This window comes from Mycolicibacterium obuense, from assembly GCF_055397605.1.
Window position 1 is genome coordinate 3,636,417 of record NZ_AP043663.1, and the last position, 19,529, is coordinate 3,655,945.

The following is a 19,529-nucleotide window of genomic DNA, read 5'->3' on the forward strand; positions in this document are numbered from 1 at the left end:
CGAGCGTGACAGCGAGAGTCAGGATGAACGGGACCCTGCGGGAGGTAATTCGCGGTAAGCGACGGCGTCTAGTACTCCGGCCTGCTGCCCGTTCCTACTTGGAACCGTGCGGAGAGTTACGGAGGATCCGTGCGCCAAGGGATCGACGTAGTAGCACTGATCAGTATCCGGGCAGTAGATGGCGACCGCATCGATTGACGTCTTGTCGATCGGCGTCGAATGCGTGCCCGCCCTATCCGCCCAACTCGATCGGAACTTGACCGTTAGGGCGCCCGCCCGCATCGAGCGAAATTTCACCTGCAGACGCGTGAACTTTCCCGCCTCGTAGGCCACGAGGTCGAACGGAGCGTGCTCGGTAGCCGGAAAAAGAATTGTGAATCCCTTCGCGGCCAGATCAGCGTGAACCTTCGCGACTCCCAAGTCGCCCTTGTCCTTCGTATGATGCCTGGGCACGCCTCCAGGTTAGGAGGTGACAGCGCACCATCAATACATCAATTGAGCTGGGGCGTGCGCGCGATACACTCCTCGGGCACTGCCTCCGTAGCTCAGTGGATAGAGCGACCGCCTTCTAAGCGGTTGGCCGCAGGTTCGATCCCTGCCGGGGGCGCTCTCGGCCGTTGCTAGACCGCCACGAGGTTCGGCCCCTGGTTCACGCCCGCCGACGTGGTCGGCAGCGTCACCTCCACGCTGTCGATGTGCACGAAGCCGAACTGCGTGAAGTTCAGGAACGGCGTTGCGGTGGTGAAGATCTGCAGCTCCAGGTCACTGTCGGGCGTCATCGTGTACGCGATGTCCTCGAGGTCGATCTCGGCGACCTGATCGCGACCGTTGAGGGTCACCGGCACCGGCGAGACGATGTTGCCGACCACCAGTCCGGTGCTCTTGTCGACGACCTGGGCGTAGATGTGGCGACTGCTGCCCAGCCCGCTGTAGTTGATCACCACATGCGGCGCGCCGACGACGTTCGCCTCGCCCGCGGGATTGGTGAGCGGGATCGTGACCGCGTTGGTCGCCACCGAGCCGTCACCCAACCCATAGGGCAGTGGCACATCCGGGCTGGGGCCCGACCCGCCGATGAACGGGATGATCGGCAGCGTCTTGCCGGTGTTCCACACCGTCGCCGGCACCTTGCTCTCGTCGTCGTAGAAGCCGTCGGCAGTGGGGCGGGTGACCGATGCCCACCGGTCGCCGTTCTGATCGGTCCACTCGAACGCATACGGATCAGCCGGGATGGGAAGGTCCTTGACGTAGCGCTGCATCCACACGGCGGTCTCGGTGAGGAACCACACGTCGTCAGCCTCGCCGTTGCCCTGTCCCGGCAGGCAGGTGCCGTGGCCACCGCAGTACCAGATCAGCTTCACGTTCGGATTGTTGGCCATGTAGCCCATGTTGATGAGTGACTGATGCAGCGGGAACAGAACGTCGACGGTGCCCTGGATGATCAGGGTGGGGATGTCGATGTTGCGCACCGTCTGGCCCGGGCCGCTGGTCTGCAGCAGTTGGATCTGGGCAGGCGTGAGGATGCCCAGCGAGGCGCCGGTGAGGATGCCGCCGTAGATCTGCGGGTTGATCCGCGCCCCGGTCTCGATCAGTCCGAGCAGCAGCAGACCGGCGTAGGAGGTGCGGAACGCGCTGTGTGGGTACAGCGAATCGGGCAGCGTGTTCCAGGCCCACCCCGGCGCGATGGCGTCGACCCTGTCATCGCCTGCGGCGGTGACGAATTGAATGCCACCGCCGTAGGAGACGCCGACCATGCCCATCGTGGGATCGCCGGCCTTGTCGAGTTGGACACCGCTCTGCGTCGCCACCCAGCTGATCAGCTCGGAGACGTCCTGGCCTTCGTACTGCGGGCTGTCGAGTTGCAACACACCGCCGGAGGCGAATTCGCCGCGGGGATCCCACGTGACGACGTTGTAACCCAAGGAGCGGAACGTCGAGACGAACGGATCGGCCGGATCGGTCGCGCCCGGCTGCGCCAACCCGGGCCCGTTGAAGATGGTCTCGTAACCCGGATTCCCGAGATCCGGAGAGCCCGCCAGCGCCGGGAAGAAATTGGTGCTGATCTTCGTGTTGTCCCAGGACGTCACGAACGTGGTGAACGCAATGGGCGCTCCGTCGCGCAAACCGGTGATGTCCACCGAAATGTCCTGCAGCTCAGCGGTACCGAGAAGGCCGGACAGGACACCCGCTTGCTGCAGCCTTTGCACGACCGGTGTGATCAGCGACGATCCGACGATCGGGAGACCGGTCATCACCGTGGTGAACTTCGTGTTCTGAGCGACGAGCACCGAGAACGTCTCGGTGCCGGTCGGCCCGTTCGTCGCGTTCTCGTCCGCGTAGGGCAGGAAGCGGAACGCCCCTGTCGTGGCATCCAGGGTCAGCTTGCCGCCGTTGCTGGGACGGTCGATGACGGTGTAGGTCGAGCCGTCCGCGGTCGTGCATGTGGTGCCGACGACGCAGCCGCTGATCACGCCCTGCACGACTCCGACCGAGTAGTCGTCGATGGCCGCGAGTGTGGATTCACGCCGGGCGCCGGCGAGCAGCAGCAGATCCGACAGCGACCCACCGACCGGCGCCGATCCGTTCCCCGACGACGCGGGACTGAACGCCCGGTCGAGGGCAGTCAGCAGGCCGGCCACGACAGTGCGCGCCGGGGCATCCTGCGCTGCCCGGTCGGGAGGAGTCCACAGCGTGGTCTGCACCTGCGGTTCGGCGGCCTGCTGACGGCCCGCGACTGCGCGCGGACTCTGGAGCCAGGACAGCACCCGAGGCTTCGCAGCAGCAGGCTCAGGATCGGCGGCCGGCGCCGAGACGTCCTCGGTCGTGGCCGGGTCCTGTTGACCAGCAACAGTTTCAGTACGCTTCTGGCGGCGATCACCGGCCCTGCTACGGGGAGACTCGTCAACCGAGTCGGCGTCGTCCGCTCTGGCCTCGGCGCGCTTCTGCCGTTCCTCGGCCACCCGGTCGGCAATACCTTTGACGGTGTCCGACAGCGTCGTGCGCTCGGTGCTCCGATGCTTGCCCAGCGGCCGCTTGTCGAGCGTGGCCGAGTCGCCACGGGGGGAATCCGTCTGGGACTGGGACGGGCGTGAGACGGACGTCCCGGTGTCGTCGGCATAGGCCACGCCCTGCCCGGTGATGATCGCGGTCCCCACTCCCAGGGCGATCGCCAACCCGCCGACTCGACCGATATAGCTTGCAGCACTCATGACCCGAACCTCCGCCGTCACGACCGGAAACTGGGCAGACACTACGCCGAGAAAACCATGATCACGGCGAAATTCGGCCAAGAATTCTTGACGGTGACAATTGACCGGGACTGCCAGGTCACGCTTCGGCCGCAACGTCATTGAGGCGGGCCGGCTTCAGAGTGCTTCGCGCCGCGGCGAGCACAGCGAACCTCGACGGGGGTTCTCCGCAAACCCGAAGCTGCGCGCTCTGGGCTACGGTGACCCGGAGCGTCTCGGGAGGAATCGACGAACATGGGGACACATCGCACGGCGAATCGAGCCAGGGCTAGCGTCGTCAGCGCAGCCGCGGCAGGCGTCGTCGCATCGATCGGTGCGGTGACGGGTGTGCAGCCGACGGCGCTTTCGGCGCTGCCGGTGGACCTGTCCGCGCTGATCGTGGTGGGCAGCTCGACGCACCCCGACGGCAGCGGCAACGAGAACTTCTTCGGCGGGCTGTTCAACCAGGCGCCGTACAACCCCGGCGGCCAACCGGGTCCCGATCTGGTCGGCGTCCCGTTCGGTGGCGGGCCGCGCGCAATCGACGCCGCGCTGCGGGCCCACTCCGGTGAGGACAACGCGGTGCTGTCGTCGGGCTGGGGCGCGGCGAACGCCAGCCTGGTGCTCTCCCGCCTCGACGGCGCCGCGGATCCGATGTTGCCGTCGACCGTGTTCGTTCTCGACAACAACGTCTCCCGGCCCGACGGCGGCTTCGGTACGCGCTATCCGTGGTTCTCGCTGATCGGGGTGAACCCGTTCCCGTCGCCGACGGACACGGCCGCCGCCGCGGTGGTCGACATCGCGTATCAGTACAACTACAACTCGAACGCGCCGGCGGATCTACTCAACCTCGTCGCGCACGTGAACTCTCTGGTCGCGTACCTCTACGGCTACCGCGAGCAGGATCAGATCGATCTACCCGTCGACAACGAGGGCCGGCCGACCGTCTCCTGCGGCGGCGCGAACACGTGCGCGATGCTGGCCAGCGGAGCCGAGGCGCTGCCGTGCAACGACGCCAGGTGCGACGCTCCCGACGGTGACCGGGTGCTCGCGTACGTGACCACCCGCGGGAACACCACCTACGTCACCTACACCACGGAGGAGGTGCCGTTGGCGCGGTTGATCCGCGACGTGGTGCCGTTCGGCGACGCGATCGCCGACGTCAGCGAGCCACTGCTGAAGGTCATCGTCGATTCGGCCTACTACGACAACAACCCGATCCCTTCCGACCCGAGTCGCTACCGCCCAGCGCGGCTGATGCCCACGGTCGGTGAGTTCGCAGAAACTGTGTCCAAGGTGCCCGGAGCCATCCGAGACGGCCTGAAGGCGCTGTCGGACAGAGATTCTGACGCTGACCAGGTGGCGAAGGTCGCCGACGAGGCCGAGACCGAGAAGGCCGACGACGCCGCCACTCCGAAAGAGACGCGGCGCGAGCGTCGGCAGGAGCGAATCCGGGCGCGCGCCGCCGCACGCGAGGAGGCTTCGCAGTCGAAAGCTGTTGAGCAGAAGAAGGAATCGAACTCGGACAGCTCGCGTGACGCTGCAGCTGCGGATGGCGCCGACACCGCCGACTGAGGCGTATGGCCGACTACTGGAACCACAACACCGCATATCACCCGTGGGTGCTGGCACTCGCGCGCGGCCGCGACGTTCTGGACGTCGGGTGCGGTGAGGGCCTGCTCGTCGAACGCCTGGCGCCGCTCGCACGCTCGGTCGTGGGAATCGATCCCGACCCGACGGTCGTTCGGCGAGCGCGCGCCCGATTGTCTGACGTCGACGGGGTGTCGGTCATGGAGAGCACCTTTGCCGACTACGCCTCGGACACACCACGATTCGACCTCATCACCTTCGTCGCGAGCCTGCACCACCTGGATCTGCGCGAGGCGCTGACTGCCGCGAAGGGCATGCTGCGGCCCGGTGGCGAACTCGCCGTGGTCGGACTGAGCGCGAACACGACCGTGGCCGACTGGGTGTGGTCGGCGCTGTATCTACCCGCGGTGCGTCTGGGCTCGCGGTGGCACCGCGAGACGCGGGACATCGGCGTGGCCGTCGCGGAACCACGCGAAGGCCTGACCGAGATCCGGCAGGTGGCCGAGGAGGTCCTGCCGGGCGTCCGGATCCGCCGCGCGCTGTATTACCGCTACCTGATGCGGTGGCAGAAGAGACACGAGACCTGACTTGTCGGTGGGTCGAACCGCGGCCAGACCGAATGGCTACCCCCACCCGACCTCGACTGGGGGCACCACCCGCTTGCGGGGGACGGCCGACGCCGCGTGAACGGCTACCACCACCGGAGAACGCCACCTCCTGCCCGATGACGACCACGGACCGTAGGCTGACCGGCGATGAGCACTGAAGACGTCGACCGCCGACTGAGCCCGCTGCCCGAGTCCGGATACGTCTATCGAACCGGGTGGCGCGTCGCGACGGGCGACGTCGGCGACGACCTCAACCTGCGCCTCGACGGCGTGGCCCGCTACATCCAGGAGGTGGGTGCAGAAAACCTCGTCGACGCGGGCGAAGCGGAAGAGCATCCGCACTGGCTGGTGCAGCGCACGGTCATCGACGTCATCGAACCGATCGAATTCCCCAACGAGGTGACCTTCAGCCGATGGTGCTCGGCCCTGTCTTTGCGTTGGTGCACCATGCGGGTGGATCTCGTCGGCAGCGACGGCGGCCGCATCGAGACCGAGGGCTTCTGGATCGCGATGAACGCCAAGACGCTGACACCGCAGCGCGCCACCGACACCCTGCTGGAGAAGTTCGGCACCACCACCTCCGAGCACCGCCTCAAATGGCGGCCGTGGCTGAAGAACCCGGAGACGATCGAACACACCACGCCATTTGCGTTGCGGCGCACGGACATCGACCTGTTCGAGCACGTGACCAACACTGCCTACTGGCATGCCATCCACGAGGTGATGGCGCTGGCGCCAGAGGTGTGCGCGCCGCCCTACCGAGCCGTCGTCGAGTACCGGAAGCCGATCAAGTACGGCGAAGACGTCACCCTCGGATGGACCCGCCAGGGTGACGACGTCCACATCGCGCTGACCGTAGACGACGAGGTCCGCGCCGCGGCACTGCTTCGGAGTCTCTGACTCCGGTCTCGATCAGTGGGACTGCGCCTTGTTCCCACCTGACCCGTTGATCACGGTGAACACGACCTTGACCAACGGCGGGAGGAACCCCTCATGAAACAGGCGTCTGTTCCGGACGCGTCCCACGGGCAGCGACGCACGGTGCGTCACCTGCTCGGAGTCGCATTGGCCGTCACCGGCCTGCTGATCGGCGCCGCAGTGCCGGCGAGCGCCGCCGAACTGATGAGGGTGACCTTCATCCGGCACGGAGAGTCGGCGGGCAATGCGTCGGGCAATATCGACACCTCGACGCCCGGGCCGCTGCTGACCGCCAAGGGCCAGCTGCAAGCCGAGGCCGTGGCAGCGCTGCTCGAGGACAACAACTACGACGGCATCTACGCCTCCACGATGGTCCGGACGCAACTCACTGCGGCGCCGATGTCCCGGGACCTGAGGCTGCCCATCCAGGTTCTGCCCGGTCTGCAGGAGATCGAAGCGGGCGTGTTCGAAGGGACGCCCGAGAGCCAGGCATCCAGCGGCTACGGCCTCTACCCGTTGGCCTGGGCTGTCCAGGGCAATCGCAACCTGCGCATCCCCGGCTCGATCGACGGCAACGAATTCGATGCTCGCGTCGACCAGGCGCTCGCCACGATCTACGACAACGGCGACCGCAACGCTGCCGTCTTCTCCCACGGCGGCGCCATCATGTTCTGGACGATGATGAACGCCCAGAACCTCACGGCCGCACAGAAGATCGACCTCCTGCGAACTGCACCTCTGGGCAACGCCCAGTACGTGATCGTGGAAGGAAACGCCGAGGACGGCTGGACCCTGGTCAATTGGAACGGCAAGCTGTTCGCGCAGGAGCCGACCTTCGTCGCCGAGGTGCAGCGCCAGAGACGAACGTTGAATCGTCAACTCGCCGCGAGCGCACAGGAGTTCGTCGCCTCGTTCCAGTCTCGCGACCTCGCCACCATCGCGACCGCGCTCAACCACAGCGTCACCGACGCGGCGTTCTCGATCTCGAAGTATCACCGCGCGGTCCGGGCCAAGATCATCGCAGGACTCGGCACGAAGGCCGACCCGGCGCCCGCCCTCGTGCCCGCCGCCGAGAAGTCCGCCGAGAAGTCCGACGTGTCCCGGGCGCAGGTCATCAAGGCCGAGAAGACCGAAGCCAGCGAGGCGTCCGACGACACAGCCACGCGGACACCGAAACGCAACCGGATCAGAAAGATCGAGGCTGCGCAGGCGCGCGACGAGGTAACAGTCGACGCCACGGCCGACACCACCAGGAAGGCCTCGAAGCCGTTCGGCAAGCGCCGCGGCACAGCCTCCACCACAGCGGATGCCGGCGCAGACAACGCGGGCAAGGGTGCAGGAACCCACGACGCCGCGGCGTGACACGCCACTAGGAAGGATCGCCGATCAGCCCCTCCGCCGGACAGCGGAGGGGCTTGATCGTGTCGCGAATCCGCACCGCCGCCGGCCCGCCGCCGCTACCGTGACCGAGGTGGTGGCGCGGCAGACAGGTATCGACACCGACGGTGCACCTGCGTCGATGGTGGCCCGGGTGTCGCTGATTCTCACCGCGTTCGACTCGGCAGCCACTCTGCTGCGGCTCGATCAGATCGCATCCCGAACCGGGCTCCCCCGCTCGTCCACCCACCGCATCCTGACTCAGCTCCACGACGCCGGACTGCTGGAGCACCGCGCCGACGGCTACTGTCGCACCGCCGCATCGCTGCCGGTCTCCGACGATCATCAGGCCCTGCGCCGGGTGGCCTCGCCTGTCCTGGAGCGCCTGCAGAACGACACCACGTTGGTCGTGCATCTGGGCGTCCTCGACGGCGCCGAGATCTCCTGCCTCGACAAGATCTCGGGCGGCGGCGGAGTCGTGGTTCCCGTCGGCGTCGGCGGGCGCATTCCCGCCCATGCCAGCGCACTGGGCAAGGCCGCGCTGGCGATGATGACTGCCGAAGACGTCGATGCCCTCCTCGATGCGACGCTCCGCAAGATCACCCCGGCCACCATCGGCGACCTCCCCACCCTGCATCAAGAGCTGACACGAATTCGCGCACGGCACGGACTCGCCTACGACGATCAGGAACTCACGGTGGGGCTGGCGAGCGTCGCTGCCGCGATTCGCACGCCGGCCGGCCACATCGCCGGAATCTCTCTGACCGGCCCCGCCCCCGCCGAGCGGTTGAAAAGAGTGGCACCGTTTTTGACCCGCGCCGCTCGCGGGATCGCCGACCGACTGGGCGACACCGTCGCCCCCACGGGTGTGCAGGCAGATCTGGCCGCCGTCACCGACGACATGCTGTCCCGCGTGCTGCGCACGCTGTCCTCCGACGACTGGGTGTGAGCACCGATCACCAGATCAGGTCATCGACGGTGAGCCCCAACGCAGATCGGCCGGCGACGGACAGCACCTGCTCCACATTGCTCGACACGTGCTTGCGTGCCGTCTGCATATCGCGCCACAGCCGTTCCGTCAGCGCCTCGTCGTGGCCCTCGTACCGGTCGACGTCCTGCACGACCGCTCGCACCGCGGTGACCGCCCGTTCGCACGCCATCACCTGATCGCGTCGGGTCCGCAGCACCAACGCGGTATCGGGCTGCCCTCCGTCCTCGACACACCGGACGAGATCGGCCACATCCCGCTGGATCTGGAGCAGCGACAGCTCGATGTCCGTGGCCGCCATGGCGATAGCACTCAACGCCGGGCGTCCTTCGCCCCCTCCCACACTCTGCACGGCGCGCTGGGCGGCACCCAGCAGCGGCATGGTTCCGGCGAGCGTGAACACCGTCGGCTGCGGTAGCCGATCCAGTGCCGTCGCGGACACCTCGGGGTCGAGGTGCAGCCAGCTGAACACCCGATGATCCGGTACGAAGGCACCGGCCACCACCACGTCGTCGGCGCCGATCCCCCTCAGACCCAAGCCGTTCCACGTCGGTTCGACGACGTAGTCGGCTCTGGGCACCAGCACGGCCATGAAGTCCTGCGCCGCACCGTCGGCGCCGACCCGCAGCGCCGCAGCGCTCAACCACGACGAATGTCTGGCGCCGGTGCACCTCGACCACCGGCCGGACAGCCAGAAGCCGCCGTCACGCCGATGCAGACGACCCGTCGGGGCATACGACGAGCACAGCAGCGCACGGCGATCGGTTCCCCAGATCTCGCCGAGCACTCGCGGGTCGCGCATCGACAGCCCCCAGCTGTTCACGCCGAGCCACCCGGCCAGCCACCCTGTGGACGTACATGCCGTCGAGAGTTCGCGAGTCGCGGCCAGGTACACCTCGAGATCAGCGTCGAGGCCGCCGACGGCCTGCGACTGCAGAAGCGCGAAATAACCCGCGTCGTGCAGCGCATCGATGACATCCGAATGCACCGCGCCGTGCCGGTCGACATCGGCCGCGGCGTCCGCGATGGCAGGCAGAAGAGATCGCACCGCGTCGAGAACAGATCGGGTAGGTGGACTCGACATCACCGACCTGTTCTTCGTGCCACGATCATGCTTACCACCTCCCGTGAGAAAGGTCGGTATGACCGGTCCGGAAAGGCCCATTCGCGAATTCGTCTCCCGCATCCGCGAACTCGCCGTCGCCGACAGTTCCCGAGCGTGGCTCGAAGCGACGTTCGACGCGGGCGACGAACGTCCCCTCGACCGCAGCCGGTCGATCCGCGCCGTCACCGGGGCGACCGCGGTGGTGGTCGGATCGGCCCACGGCATGTGGCTTCGACATGTCGAGCAATTGCGGAGCCATCTCGCGGCCCACCATGGCGGCACGACCGCGGATTCCGATGCCGCGCAGGTCGCGCGGGCCGCATCCGATATCGACGCCGCCGAACTCCAGCTCACCGAATTCGCCATCGCGCACGCCGATCTCGAGCAGGTCGTGATGGTGTGCCGCCAGGTCGTGGCCCGCGCTCGAGCAGCCGCTGACCGGCTACTCGAACACAGCAGGCACGCACTCGACGCCGACGACCCCGCGACGCGGCGGTGGGGTGAGGTGGACGCCGGTGCACGGCTGGCCGTTCACTTGTTCGACGACATCGCCGCCTCGCTACGCTGAGCGGATGTCCGATCTGGTACTCAGCGAGGTCACCGACCGCGTGGCACTCATCACCGTCAACGACCCCGATCGCCGCAACGCCGTCACCGCCGAGAGCTCGGCCGCGTTGCGCACCGCCGTGGAGGCCGCCGAGGCCGACCCCGGTGTACACGCGGTGATCGTCACGGGCGCGGGGAAAGCGTTCTGCGCGGGGGCTGACCTGACCGCGCTCGGCAAGGCCACCGAGGACGGGCTCCGGGTGATCTACGACGGCTTTCTCGCCGTCGCGGAATGCAGTCTGCCGACCATCGCCGCGGTGAACGGACCCGCTGTCGGCGCAGGTCTGAACCTCGCGCTGGCCGCCGACGTGCGGATCGCCGGCCCGGGGGCGCTGTTCGATCCGCGGTTCCAGAAGCTGGGCATCCATCCCGGTGGCGGCGCGACGTTCATGCTGCAGCGCGCCATCGGGCCACAGGCAGCGCGCGCCGCGCTGCTGTTCGGGATGCGCTTCGACGCCGAGACTGCCGTGCGACACGGGTTGGCGCTCGAGATCGCTGACGATCCGGTGGCGGCGGCACGCGCCCTGGCCGCCGGACCGGCGGCGGCGCCGCGGGACGTGGTCGTCGCGACCAAGGCGTCGATGCGCGCGACGTTCAACCCCGGGATCACCGACATGCATCAGCACCACATGGCCGTGGATGTCGAGATCGGACCGCAGGCCCGCTCGATCGAGTCTCCCGAGTTCGCCGAACGCCTGGCCGCCGCCAAGCGCCGCTAGCCATTACAGATCGAGCAGCGCCGTCGCCGGCGTCTCGATCGACGACCGCAGCTCGGACAGGAACGCACCCACCTGGGCACCGTCGGCGACCCGATGATCGAACGCGCACGTCAGTCGCATCGTCGACCGCGCCACCACCTCGCCGTCGACCACCACGGCGCGCGGCTTCACGGTGCCCACGCCAAGGATCGCGGCTTCGGGGTGGTTGATCACCGGCACCCCGTCATCGAGTCCCAGTGCCCCGAAGTTCGACACCGTGAACGTCGAGCCCTGCATCTGCGACGGTGCGATCGTGCCCTCGCGGGCCGCCGCCACGAGCCGTGCCACGTCGTCGCCGAGCTGCCGGGTGGTCCGGTTGTGGGCGTCGGGAACCACCGGCACCAGTAGCCCGCGCGGCGCGGCCACCCCGACGCCCAGGTGGACCGCCGAGTGTGTATGGATGCGGGGCCCGTCGACGGTGTCGAGCCAAGTGGCATTGAGCTCGGGATGTCTGCGCAACGCAGCGACGGTGAGCCGCAGCACCAGGACGAACGGGGTGACCGATGTCGCGCCGGCGGACACGCAGTGTTCACGCAGCCGGAGCAACGCGGTGCCGTCGACCTCCACCGACGCATGAGCGTCGGGAATTTCACTGCGCGACAGTGCCATTCGCCGCGCCATCGCGAGCCGTACCCCAGTGACCGGAGCATCGGCGGCCGGCCCCGCGGCGACGAGCACGTCGGCGCGCGTGACGATGCCCTCGGGTCCGGACCCGTCGACGCGGCCGAGGTCGACGTCGAGGTCAGCGGCCAGCTTTCGGACCGGCGGCTTGGCTCTGGCGCGCCGGCGACTGCCGTCGAGCGCGTCATCGGCGCCGTAGCCGACCAGGACGGGCGTGCGCTTCGGCGCGGAGCCGTCGGTCTCGATCCGCACCAGCAGCGCACCGACCGGCAGCGTCTGCCCCTCGGCGCCACCGAGTTCGACGACCCGACCGGCATGGGGGCTGGGGATCTCCACCTCGGCCTTGTTGGTCTCGACGGTGCAGAGCGTCTGGTTCAGCGCCACCTCGTCGCCGACGGCGACGGCCCAGCCGGTGATCGTGGCGTCCTCGAGACCCTCACCGAGATCGGGTACCAGGAAGTCCCGCGCGGTGCTCATGGCCGGCTCATCGCGTCGTCGACGCAGTCGAGGAGCCGGTCGACGCCGGGTAGCCACAGTCGTTCCAGCCGGGCCGGTGGGTACGGCGTGTCGAATCCGGTGGCACGCAGCACCGGAGCTTCCAGTTCGTAGAAACACTCCTCCTGGATGCGGGCCGCCAGTTCGGCCCCGAAACCCATTGTGCGCGAACCTTCGTGCATCACCACGGCGCGTCCGGTCCGTCGCACCGACGCGGCCACCGTGGCCATGTCCAAGGGATTGAGCGTCCGAAGATCGATGACTTCGACGCTGGCAGTGGCTGTTTCCGCTGCGGTGAGCGCGGTGGCGACCAGCGGGCCGTAGGTGATCACGCTGACATCCCGACCGGCTCGGCGAATCACCGCGCGGCCCAGCGGTTCCGCCGGATTGCGGGTGTCGACGGTTTCTCGGGCCCAGTAGCGGCGTTTGGGTTCCAGGAAGAGCACCGGATCGCGTTCGGCGATCGCGTACCGCAGCAGCCAGTACGCATCCGCCGGCGTGGACGGGACGACCACCTTCAACCCGGCCGTGTGCAACCAGTAGGTCTCGGTGGACTCCGAATGGTGTTCGACCGCACCGATTCCGCCGAACGACGGGATGCGGATGGTCACGGGCATGTCGACGTCGCCGTGGGTGCGCATCCGGTACTTCGCGAGGTGGCTGACGATCTGGTCGAACGCGGGCGCGGCGAAACCGTCGAATTGGATCTCCGGCACGGGCACGAATCCACGGATCGCCATCCCGATCGCGATGCCCACGATCGCGGACTCGGCGAGCGGGGTGTCGAAACATCGGCTGTCACCGAATCTGCGGGCCAATCCGTCGGTGACGCGGAAAACACCGCCCAGCGTGGCGACATCCTCCCCGAACACCACCACCCGGTCGTCGGCGAGCATCGCATCCGACAGGGCTCGATTGATGGCCTCTGCCATCGAGAGGTTCTCCACCTCCGGCACGTCGTCGTCGAACCCGAAGGGCCGCTCGATCAGCTGCGTCATGTCAGGCCTCCTCGAGAGTGTCGGCTGCCAGTTCGGCGATCAACGCGTCGCGCTGGCGGGCCAGATCGGGTGTGATGCGGTGATAGACCGTGTCGAACACCTCCTCGATCGCGGCGTCCGGCTCGCTCAGCACGGCCTCCCGCAGCTCACTGCGCAACCGCTGCGCCCGGTGCGCGACGCGGTCCTCCAAGCGCTGCGTCCACATGCCCTCGCCGTTGAGATAGGTGCCGCACCGGGCGATGGGATCCCGTGCGTGCCAGTGCTCCACCTCGTCGGCGTCGCGGTAGCGGGACGGATCATCGGAGGTGGTGTGCGGACCCATCCGGTAGGTAACCGCCTCGATCAGCGTCGGTCCCCCGCCGGCGCGGGCGCGGGCAGCCGCCTCGGCCATCACCGCGAAGCAGGCGAGCACGTCGTTGCCGTCGACGCGCACACCGGGCATGCCGTAGCCGTCGGCGCGCTGGGCGATCGACGGCCCGGCCACTTGGCGGTGCACCGGCACGGAGATCGCCCACTGGTTGTTCTGCACGAAGAACACGCACGGCGCTCGGTACACCGACGCGAGGTTCAGCGCTTCGTGCACATCGCCTTCGCTGGTCGCGCCGTCACCGAGGAACGCGACGGTCACGCTGTCCTCCCCGAGCCGCTGCGCGGCCATCGCGGCACCGACGGCGTGCAGACCCTGCGTACCGATCGGAATCGAGATCGGGGCGCAGCACCTGTCGGTGAAGCCCAAGCCACCGTGCCACCGGCCCCGCCACAGGGCGCCGATCTGCGGCGGGGAGATCCCGCGCACCAGGAACACGCCGAGTTCGCGGTACTGCGGGAACAGCCAATCGGTCTTGCGCAGACAGGCGGTCGCGCCGACCTGCGCCGCTTCCTGACCGCGACACGACGCGTAGAGCGCGAGCTCGCCCTGCCGCTGCAGGTTGACGAACTCGGTGTCGAGCTCGCGAGTGACGACCATCGACTCGTAGAGCCAGGCCAGGGTCTCGGGCGGCAGCTGTCTTCGGTATCGGGTCTCCGCCGTCGGCGCGCCATCGGGCGCAACGAGCGAAATCGGTTCCACAACACCGGCCATACCGCCTCCTAGGGTCACTGCCGGCGGATCGCGCCGGCAGTCGACTGAGGTGCTCAGCGCAAAGGCGGTCGGTGCTGACCTCTCGTGGGAGGTCTGTCCGTCAGCTGCCGGGGTGGGGCGCCAACGCGACGATGCGCTCCGCCCGCCGAAGCACTGGGGCACTCACCATGATGCCACCGACAGCGAAGACGCCCGGTCGCGTTCGGGCCGTGTCCCCCGAGCAATCGGGTAGTGGACTACTCGCGCCACAGCCATCGCGGCCCGTCAGAGTGGCGACTGCTATCCCATCAGCCCACTTTCCTCAGAAGGCGAACACCGAATGATCCTCACCCTGCACAAGACCAGACTGGCGGCGTCCACAGTCGTGCCGCTCATCGGGGCGCTCGGCTTGGCCCTAGCGGCGCCCGCCGTTGCCGAACCCCTGCCCTACGCCCCTGGCACCCATCACGTGGTCTTCTCCGCATTCGGCAGCGGGGAGGTGTTCAGCATCGTCACCGATCCGGACACCGGCCTGGTGCCTGATCACACACCGCTGCCGTTCACCCAGGCGATCGACATCGGTCCTGACACCACGATGCTCCAAGTAGTGGCCACCGGCCGCGACGTGCCGGGGCCGGGCTGCTCCATCACGCTGGACGACGCGGTCGTGGCCTTTGCGCCGATCGGTGGCAGCGGGCACTGCATCTACACGTTCCCCTGAACGGCGCCTGCGTCGGAACCCCCGGGGTGGGCAGCCAACGCGACGATGCGCTCCGCCCGCCGCAACACTGGGGCATCCACCATGAGGCCGCCGAACGCGAAGACGCCGCGTTGGGTGCGCGCGGTGTCGAGGACCCTGTGCGCCCAGTCGATCTGCGACTCGGTGGGCGCGTAGGCCGCCCGGATGACCGCGACCTGCGTCGGATGGATCGCGACTTTGGCGTCGAACCCGACCGCGACAGCGTCATCACTCTCGGCGCGCAGCCCGTCGAGGTCTCTGATGTCGAGGTACACCGAGTCCAGCGCAAGGCGACCATATGCCTTGGCGGCGAGCAGGGTCTGCGAGCGCACGTGGCGGGCCACGTCGCGGTAGGAGCCGTCGGGCCGGCGGTTGGCGGTTCCCCCGGTCACCGCGAACAAGTCCTCCGCGCCCCACATCAGCGCGTAGGTGTTCTCGACCCGCGCGGTCTCGGTCACCGCGAGGGCGCCCAGCGGCGTCTCGACGAGGACGACGACGTCGCGGGGCGCCAATGAGGCCACCTGCTCGGCCGTTTCGGTCTTGGCCAGCATGACGGTGCTGTAGTCGGTTTCGGCGAGCGCTGCGAGATCTTCGGCGTGATCCGCCGTGCCGACCGGATTCACGCGCACCACGGTGCGCGCCGGATCCAGTGGGGTCTCGATCAGCGCGGCCCGGGCCGCCGTACGGTCTTTCCCCGCGACGCCGTCCTCGAGGTCGAGGATCACGACATCGGCTGCCGCCGCAGCCTTCTCGAAACGTTCCGGGCGATCGGCCGGGCAGAACAGCCAGCCCGGACCGGGAGCGGCGAGCATCACGCCTCCCCGTCAGGACGCTTGCGCACCATGGTCTTGCGTGACGCGGTGGCGACGATGTCACCGTGCTGGTTACGGCCGGTGTGCGCGAACGTCACGATCCCCTCACCGGGGCGGCTCTTGGACTCCCGCTTGTCGGTCACCTGGGTCTCGGCGTACAGCGTGTCCCCGTGGAACAGCGGCTTCGGGAAAGCCACCTCACCGAACCCGAGGTTGCCGACGATCGTGCCCTGCGTCAGTTGCGCCACCGACAGACCCACCAGGGTCGACAGCGTGAACATCGAATTGACCAGGCGCTGATGGAACGGCGGCAGCGCGTCGGAGAACGCGGCATCCAGATGCAGCGCCTGCGTGTTCATCGTTAGCGTCGTGAACAAGACGTTGTCGGCCTCGGTGATCGTGCGACCCGGCCGATGCTGGTACAGCACACCGGTGTCGAACTCCTCGAACCACAGACCCCGCTGCACGACCACCCGGTTCACAGGCCCAGCTCCCGTCCGATCAGCATCAGCTGGACTTCCGTTGTGCCCTCACCGATCTCGAGGATCTTGCTGTCGCGATAGTGGCGCGCGACCGGGTATTCGTTCATGAAACCGTAGCCACCGAAGATCTGGGTGGCATCACGCGAATTGTCCATCGCCGCCTCGCTGGCCACCAGCTTGGCCACGGCCGCAGCCTTTTTGAACGGCTTGCCGGAAAGCATCAGCGCGGCCGCGTCGTAGTACGCCGCGCGAGCGGTGTGCGCGCGGGCCTCCATCCGGGCGATCTTGAACGCGATGGCCTGGTAGCTGCCGATCGCGCGCCCGAAGGCATGCCGTTCCTTGGAGTACTTCACGCACTCGTCGACGCACCCCTGGGCGGCACCCACCGACAGGGCGGCGATCGCGATGCGCCCCTCGTCGAGGATGCGCAGGAAGTTCGCGTACCCGCGGCCCCGCTCCCCCAGCAGGTTCTCCTGCGGCACCCGCACGTCGTCGAAACTGAGCGGATGGGTGTCCGAGGCGTTCCAGCCCACCTTGTTGTACGCCGGTTCGGCCGTGAAACCGGGCGTGGGCACCGGCACCAGGATCGAGCTGATCTCCTTCTTACCGCCGTTGTCTCCGGTGACCGCCGTGACGGTCACGAGTTTGGTGATGTCGGTACCCGAGTTGGTGATGAACTGCTTGCTGCCGTTGATGATCCAGTGCCCGTCGTCAAGGCGTGCGGTGGTCTTCGTGGCACCGGCGTCGCTGCCGCCGCCGGCCTCGGTCAAACCGAACGCGCCCAACGCCTTTCCCGATGCCAGCAGCGGCAGCCACTCCTGCTTCTGCTCTTCCGTGCCGAACCGGTGGACCGGCATTGCTCCTAGCGAGACCCCTGCCTCCAGCGTGATCGCCACGCTCTGGTCGACCTTTCCGAGTTCCTCCAGCGCGAGGCAGAGCGCAAAGTAGTCACCCCCCATACCCCCGTACTCCTCGGGGAACGGCAGCCCGAACAGACCCATGTCGGCCATGCCGGCCACGACCTCGTAGGGGAACGAGTGCTCCTCGTCGTGCTTGGCCGCCACGGGAGCGACGACGCTCTGCGCGAAGTCGCGGACTGTCTTGGCCAACTGCGCGTAGTCGTCGGGCAGCGTGCCGGTCGAGAGGAAGTCTGTCATTGCGGTTGCTCCTTGGTCGCCGTGATACGGGCCAGCACCTGGCCCACTTTCACCTGTTCGCCCGCACCGACGAGGAGTTCGGCCACTCCGTCGACCGGCGCGGTGAGTGCATGTTCCATCTTCATCGCCTCGACGGTGACGACGACGGTGCCCGCGGTGACCGGGGCGCCGTCCTCGACGCCGACCGCCACGACCGCGCCGGGCATCGGGCTCGTCAGCTCGGCGTCGCCGCTGTGTGCGTCGTCCGGCCGCACCGGCTCTTCGCGAACCTCCTCGACCACGCTCACCCGGCCCTCGGTGGCGAGCCATATCGACCCGCCCTCGTCGGCGACGAGGTACTCGACGCGCAGACCGTCGATCGTGACGTCGAGTCTCGAGTCGTCGAGAAGCGCCCGTAGTGAGCGGGTTTCGCCGTTCTCCACGGTCGCGGTCGCCGCCTCCGGCACGCCGGTCAGCCAGACGTGGTCGGTGCGGTCGCCCGCACGCAGCCGGATCGGTATCGGCGCGCGATGCGCGATGCGCCAGCCCGAGGGCACCGCCCAGGGGCTTTCGGGCTGCGCCGGCCAGCTCGTCAGCCACCGGTACGCGGCGGCGGCGATCAGGTCGTCCTCCCGCGGCGGCGTCGGTGCGTAGTCCGGGAGGCGACGATCGAGCAGCCCGGTGTCGAGTCGGCCTGCCGCCACGTCGGGGTCGGCCACCAGGAATCGCAGGAAGTCGACGTTGGTGGTCAGCCCCAGGACCACGGTGTCGGCGAGCGCGGCATCCAGTGATCGCAGCGCGCTGGTCCGGTCCTCGGCGTGGGCGATCACCTTTGCCAGCATCGGGTCGTAGTCACTGCCGACGACGGTGCCAGCGGCCAGCCCCGAATCCACCCGGACTCCCCGGCCGGCCGGTTCACGCAGCGTCAGCACCGTGCCGCCGGTCGGCAGGAATCCGCGAGCCGGATCCTCGGCGTAGATCCGCGCTTCGACCGCGTGTCCATGCATCGCGATGTCGTCCTGGCCGACGGGCAGTTCCTCTCCCGCGGCGATACGCACCTGCAGCTCAACGAGATCCAGGCCCGTCACCATCTCGGTCACCGGATGCTCCACCTGCAACCGGGTGTTCATCTCCATGAAGAAGAACTCGTCGGGCCGATCGGCCGAGACGATGAATTCCACCGTCCCGGCACCGGTGTAAGCCACGCTACGCGCCGTGTCGCACGCCGCAGCGCCGATGCGCGCCCGCGTCGCCGCATCGAGCAGCGGTGAGGGCGCCTCCTCGATGACCTTCTGGTGCCGGCGTTGCAGGCTGCACTCGCGCTCCCCCAGATGCACGACGCCGCCGTGGGTGTCGGCGAGGACCTGCACCTCGATGTGGCGCGGATTGAGCACGAACCGCTCGAGGAACAGGGTGTCGTCGCCGAACGCCGAGGATGCCTCCCGACGCGCACTGGCCAACGCGCTGGGCAGTTCGCCGGCCTCGTGCACCACGCGCATACCCTTACCGCCACCGCCCGCCGAGGGCTTCACGAGTACGGGGAACCCGATCTGCGGGGCCGCCGCGATCAGGTCGTCATCCGTGAGGCCGGGCCGCGAGATGCCCGGGACCACCGGAACTCCAGCGGCCGACACCGTGGCCTTCGCAGAGATCTTGTCCCCCATGGTGCGGATCGCGGCGGTCGGCGGTCCGATGAACGTGATCCCCGCGGCATCGAGGGCGTGGGCGAATGCGGCGTTCTCCGAGAGGAACCCGTATCCGGGGTGCACCGCCTGGGCGCCGGTGCGCTCGGCCGCGGACAGCAACGCGTCGATCGACAGATAGCTCTGCCGAGCCGGCGCCGGGCCCAGGCGCACCGCGACGTCTGCCTCCGCGACATGCCGGGCACCGGCATCGGCGTCGCTGAACACAGCGACCGACCGAATCCCCATCGCCCGCAGCGTGCGGATGACGCGGACCGCGATCTCCCCGCGGTTGGCCACCAGAACCGTATCGAAGCTTTTTGTCAT

General features: G+C 68.2%; 18 protein-coding genes, 1 tRNA gene and 1 pseudogene. 9 read left to right on the forward strand and 11 right to left on the reverse strand.

The features are described from left to right. Nucleotides 1-18 precede the first annotated feature (18 nt). Complete coding sequence (locus ACZ50N_RS17270) at nt 19-453, reverse strand: group I intron-associated PD-(D/E)XK endonuclease (RefSeq protein ID WP_046365315.1); 435 nt, start codon at nt 451-453, stop codon at nt 19-21. Nucleotides 454-534: 81 nt separating this feature from the next. On the opposite strand from ACZ50N_RS17270, the gene ACZ50N_RS17275 reads away from it, so the two are divergent. Next, a tRNA-Arg gene (locus ACZ50N_RS17275) sits at nt 535-607 on the forward strand. Between the two features lie 13 nt (nt 608-620). On the opposite strand, the gene ACZ50N_RS17280 is transcribed toward ACZ50N_RS17275, so the two are convergent. Continuing rightward, on the reverse strand, nt 621-3,209 hold the full coding sequence (locus tag ACZ50N_RS17280) for a CocE/NonD family hydrolase (RefSeq protein WP_464473397.1): 2,589 nt from the start codon (nt 3,207-3,209) through the stop codon (nt 621-623). A 273-nt stretch (nt 3,210-3,482) separates the two neighbouring features. On the opposite strand from ACZ50N_RS17280, the gene ACZ50N_RS17285 reads away from it, so the two are divergent. The 5 genes from ACZ50N_RS17285 to ACZ50N_RS17305 all read left to right on the forward strand — a co-directional run bounded on the left by ACZ50N_RS17285 (nt 3,483) and on the right by ACZ50N_RS17305 (nt 8,669). Then, nucleotides 3,483-4,802 carry a PE-PPE domain-containing protein gene (locus tag ACZ50N_RS17285; protein ID WP_464473398.1) on the forward strand — a complete coding sequence of 440 codons (1,320 nt, stop codon included), beginning with the start codon at nt 3,483-3,485 and terminating at the stop codon, nt 4,800-4,802. Between the two features lie 5 nt (nt 4,803-4,807). Next, nucleotides 4,808-5,404, forward strand: a complete 597-nt coding sequence (locus ACZ50N_RS17290; RefSeq protein ID WP_464473399.1) for a class I SAM-dependent methyltransferase — start codon at nt 4,808-4,810, stop codon at nt 5,402-5,404. 168 nt (nt 5,405-5,572) lie between these two features. Further along, the gene (locus ACZ50N_RS17295) at nt 5,573-6,325 is read left to right on the forward strand and encodes an acyl-[acyl-carrier-protein] thioesterase (protein ID WP_464473400.1); all 753 of its coding nucleotides are present in this window, start codon (nt 5,573-5,575) and stop codon (nt 6,323-6,325) included. A 93-nt stretch (nt 6,326-6,418) separates the two neighbouring features. After that, nucleotides 6,419-7,705, forward strand: a complete 1,287-nt coding sequence (locus ACZ50N_RS17300; protein ID WP_464473401.1) for a histidine phosphatase family protein — start codon at nt 6,419-6,421, stop codon at nt 7,703-7,705. A 109-nt stretch (nt 7,706-7,814) separates the two neighbouring features. Continuing rightward, on the forward strand, nt 7,815-8,669 hold the full coding sequence (locus tag ACZ50N_RS17305) for an IclR family transcriptional regulator (protein WP_236694275.1): 855 nt from the start codon (nt 7,815-7,817) through the stop codon (nt 8,667-8,669). 7 nt (nt 8,670-8,676) lie between these two features. On the opposite strand, the gene ACZ50N_RS17310 is transcribed toward ACZ50N_RS17305, so the two are convergent. Next, the gene (locus ACZ50N_RS17310; RefSeq protein ID WP_464473402.1) at nt 8,677-9,756 is read right to left on the reverse strand and encodes an acyl-CoA dehydrogenase family protein; all 1,080 of its coding nucleotides are present in this window, start codon (nt 9,754-9,756) and stop codon (nt 8,677-8,679) included. Between the two features lie 94 nt (nt 9,757-9,850). Between ACZ50N_RS17310 and ACZ50N_RS17315 the strand changes: the two genes are divergently transcribed. Together ACZ50N_RS17315 and ACZ50N_RS17320 are read left to right on the forward strand one after the other, a co-directional pair. After that, nucleotides 9,851-10,381, forward strand: a complete 531-nt coding sequence (locus ACZ50N_RS17315; protein WP_464473403.1) for a hypothetical protein — start codon at nt 9,851-9,853, stop codon at nt 10,379-10,381. 4 nt (nt 10,382-10,385) lie between these two features. Next, nucleotides 10,386-11,138 carry an enoyl-CoA hydratase gene (locus tag ACZ50N_RS17320; protein ID WP_046363907.1) on the forward strand — a complete coding sequence of 251 codons (753 nt, stop codon included), beginning with the start codon at nt 10,386-10,388 and terminating at the stop codon, nt 11,136-11,138. A 3-nt stretch (nt 11,139-11,141) separates the two neighbouring features. Here the strand turns inward: ACZ50N_RS17320 and ACZ50N_RS17325 are convergent, their stop codons facing one another. The 4 genes and pseudogenes from ACZ50N_RS17325 to ACZ50N_RS17340 form a co-directional block, all read right to left on the reverse strand. Then, complete coding sequence (locus tag ACZ50N_RS17325; protein WP_464473404.1) at nt 11,142-12,275, reverse strand: dihydrolipoamide acetyltransferase family protein; 1,134 nt, start codon at nt 12,273-12,275, stop codon at nt 11,142-11,144. After that, nucleotides 12,272-13,291 carry an alpha-ketoacid dehydrogenase subunit beta gene (locus ACZ50N_RS17330; RefSeq protein WP_464473405.1) on the reverse strand — a complete coding sequence of 340 codons (1,020 nt, stop codon included), beginning with the start codon at nt 13,289-13,291 and terminating at the stop codon, nt 12,272-12,274. Before ACZ50N_RS17330 ends, ACZ50N_RS17325 begins: the two co-directional genes overlap by 4 nt. A gap of 1 nt (nt 13,292) precedes the next feature. Beyond that, on the reverse strand, nt 13,293-14,372 hold the full coding sequence (gene pdhA / locus ACZ50N_RS17335) for a pyruvate dehydrogenase (acetyl-transferring) E1 component subunit alpha (RefSeq protein ID WP_464473406.1): 1,080 nt from the start codon (nt 14,370-14,372) through the stop codon (nt 13,293-13,295). A 100-nt stretch (nt 14,373-14,472) separates the two neighbouring features. Next, a pseudogene (locus tag ACZ50N_RS17340) lies at nt 14,473-14,586 on the reverse strand (CoA ester lyase); the annotation flags it as partial. 105 nt (nt 14,587-14,691) lie between these two features. Between ACZ50N_RS17340 and ACZ50N_RS17345 the strand changes: the two are divergent. Further along, nucleotides 14,692-15,072, forward strand: coding sequence for a hypothetical protein (locus ACZ50N_RS17345; protein WP_048423756.1), 381 nt, complete (start codon nt 14,692-14,694; stop codon nt 15,070-15,072). On the opposite strand, the gene ACZ50N_RS17350 is transcribed toward ACZ50N_RS17345, so the two are convergent. The 4 genes from ACZ50N_RS17350 to ACZ50N_RS17365 are packed head-to-tail and all read right to left on the reverse strand — an operon-like array spanning nt 15,057 to nt 19,529. After that, nucleotides 15,057-15,902, reverse strand: coding sequence for an HpcH/HpaI aldolase/citrate lyase family protein (locus tag ACZ50N_RS17350; protein ID WP_046363911.1), 846 nt, complete (start codon nt 15,900-15,902; stop codon nt 15,057-15,059). The two genes, ACZ50N_RS17345 and ACZ50N_RS17350, sit on opposite strands and share 16 nt — an antisense overlap. Then, nucleotides 15,902-16,384 (reverse strand): MaoC family dehydratase, encoded by a 483-nt coding sequence (locus tag ACZ50N_RS17355; RefSeq protein ID WP_046363912.1) that lies wholly within the window; start codon nt 16,382-16,384, stop codon nt 15,902-15,904. Before ACZ50N_RS17355 ends, ACZ50N_RS17350 begins: the two co-directional genes overlap by 1 nt. Next, a complete protein-coding gene (locus ACZ50N_RS17360) occupies nt 16,381-17,541 on the reverse strand; it encodes an acyl-CoA dehydrogenase family protein (RefSeq protein ID WP_464473407.1) in 1,161 nt (386 codons plus the stop codon). Before ACZ50N_RS17360 ends, ACZ50N_RS17355 begins: the two co-directional genes overlap by 4 nt. Next, entirely contained in the window at nt 17,538-19,529 is a 1,992-nt protein-coding gene (locus ACZ50N_RS17365) for an acetyl/propionyl/methylcrotonyl-CoA carboxylase subunit alpha (RefSeq protein ID WP_464473408.1), read from the reverse strand. The genes ACZ50N_RS17360 and ACZ50N_RS17365 overlap by 4 nt, the downstream gene beginning before the upstream one ends.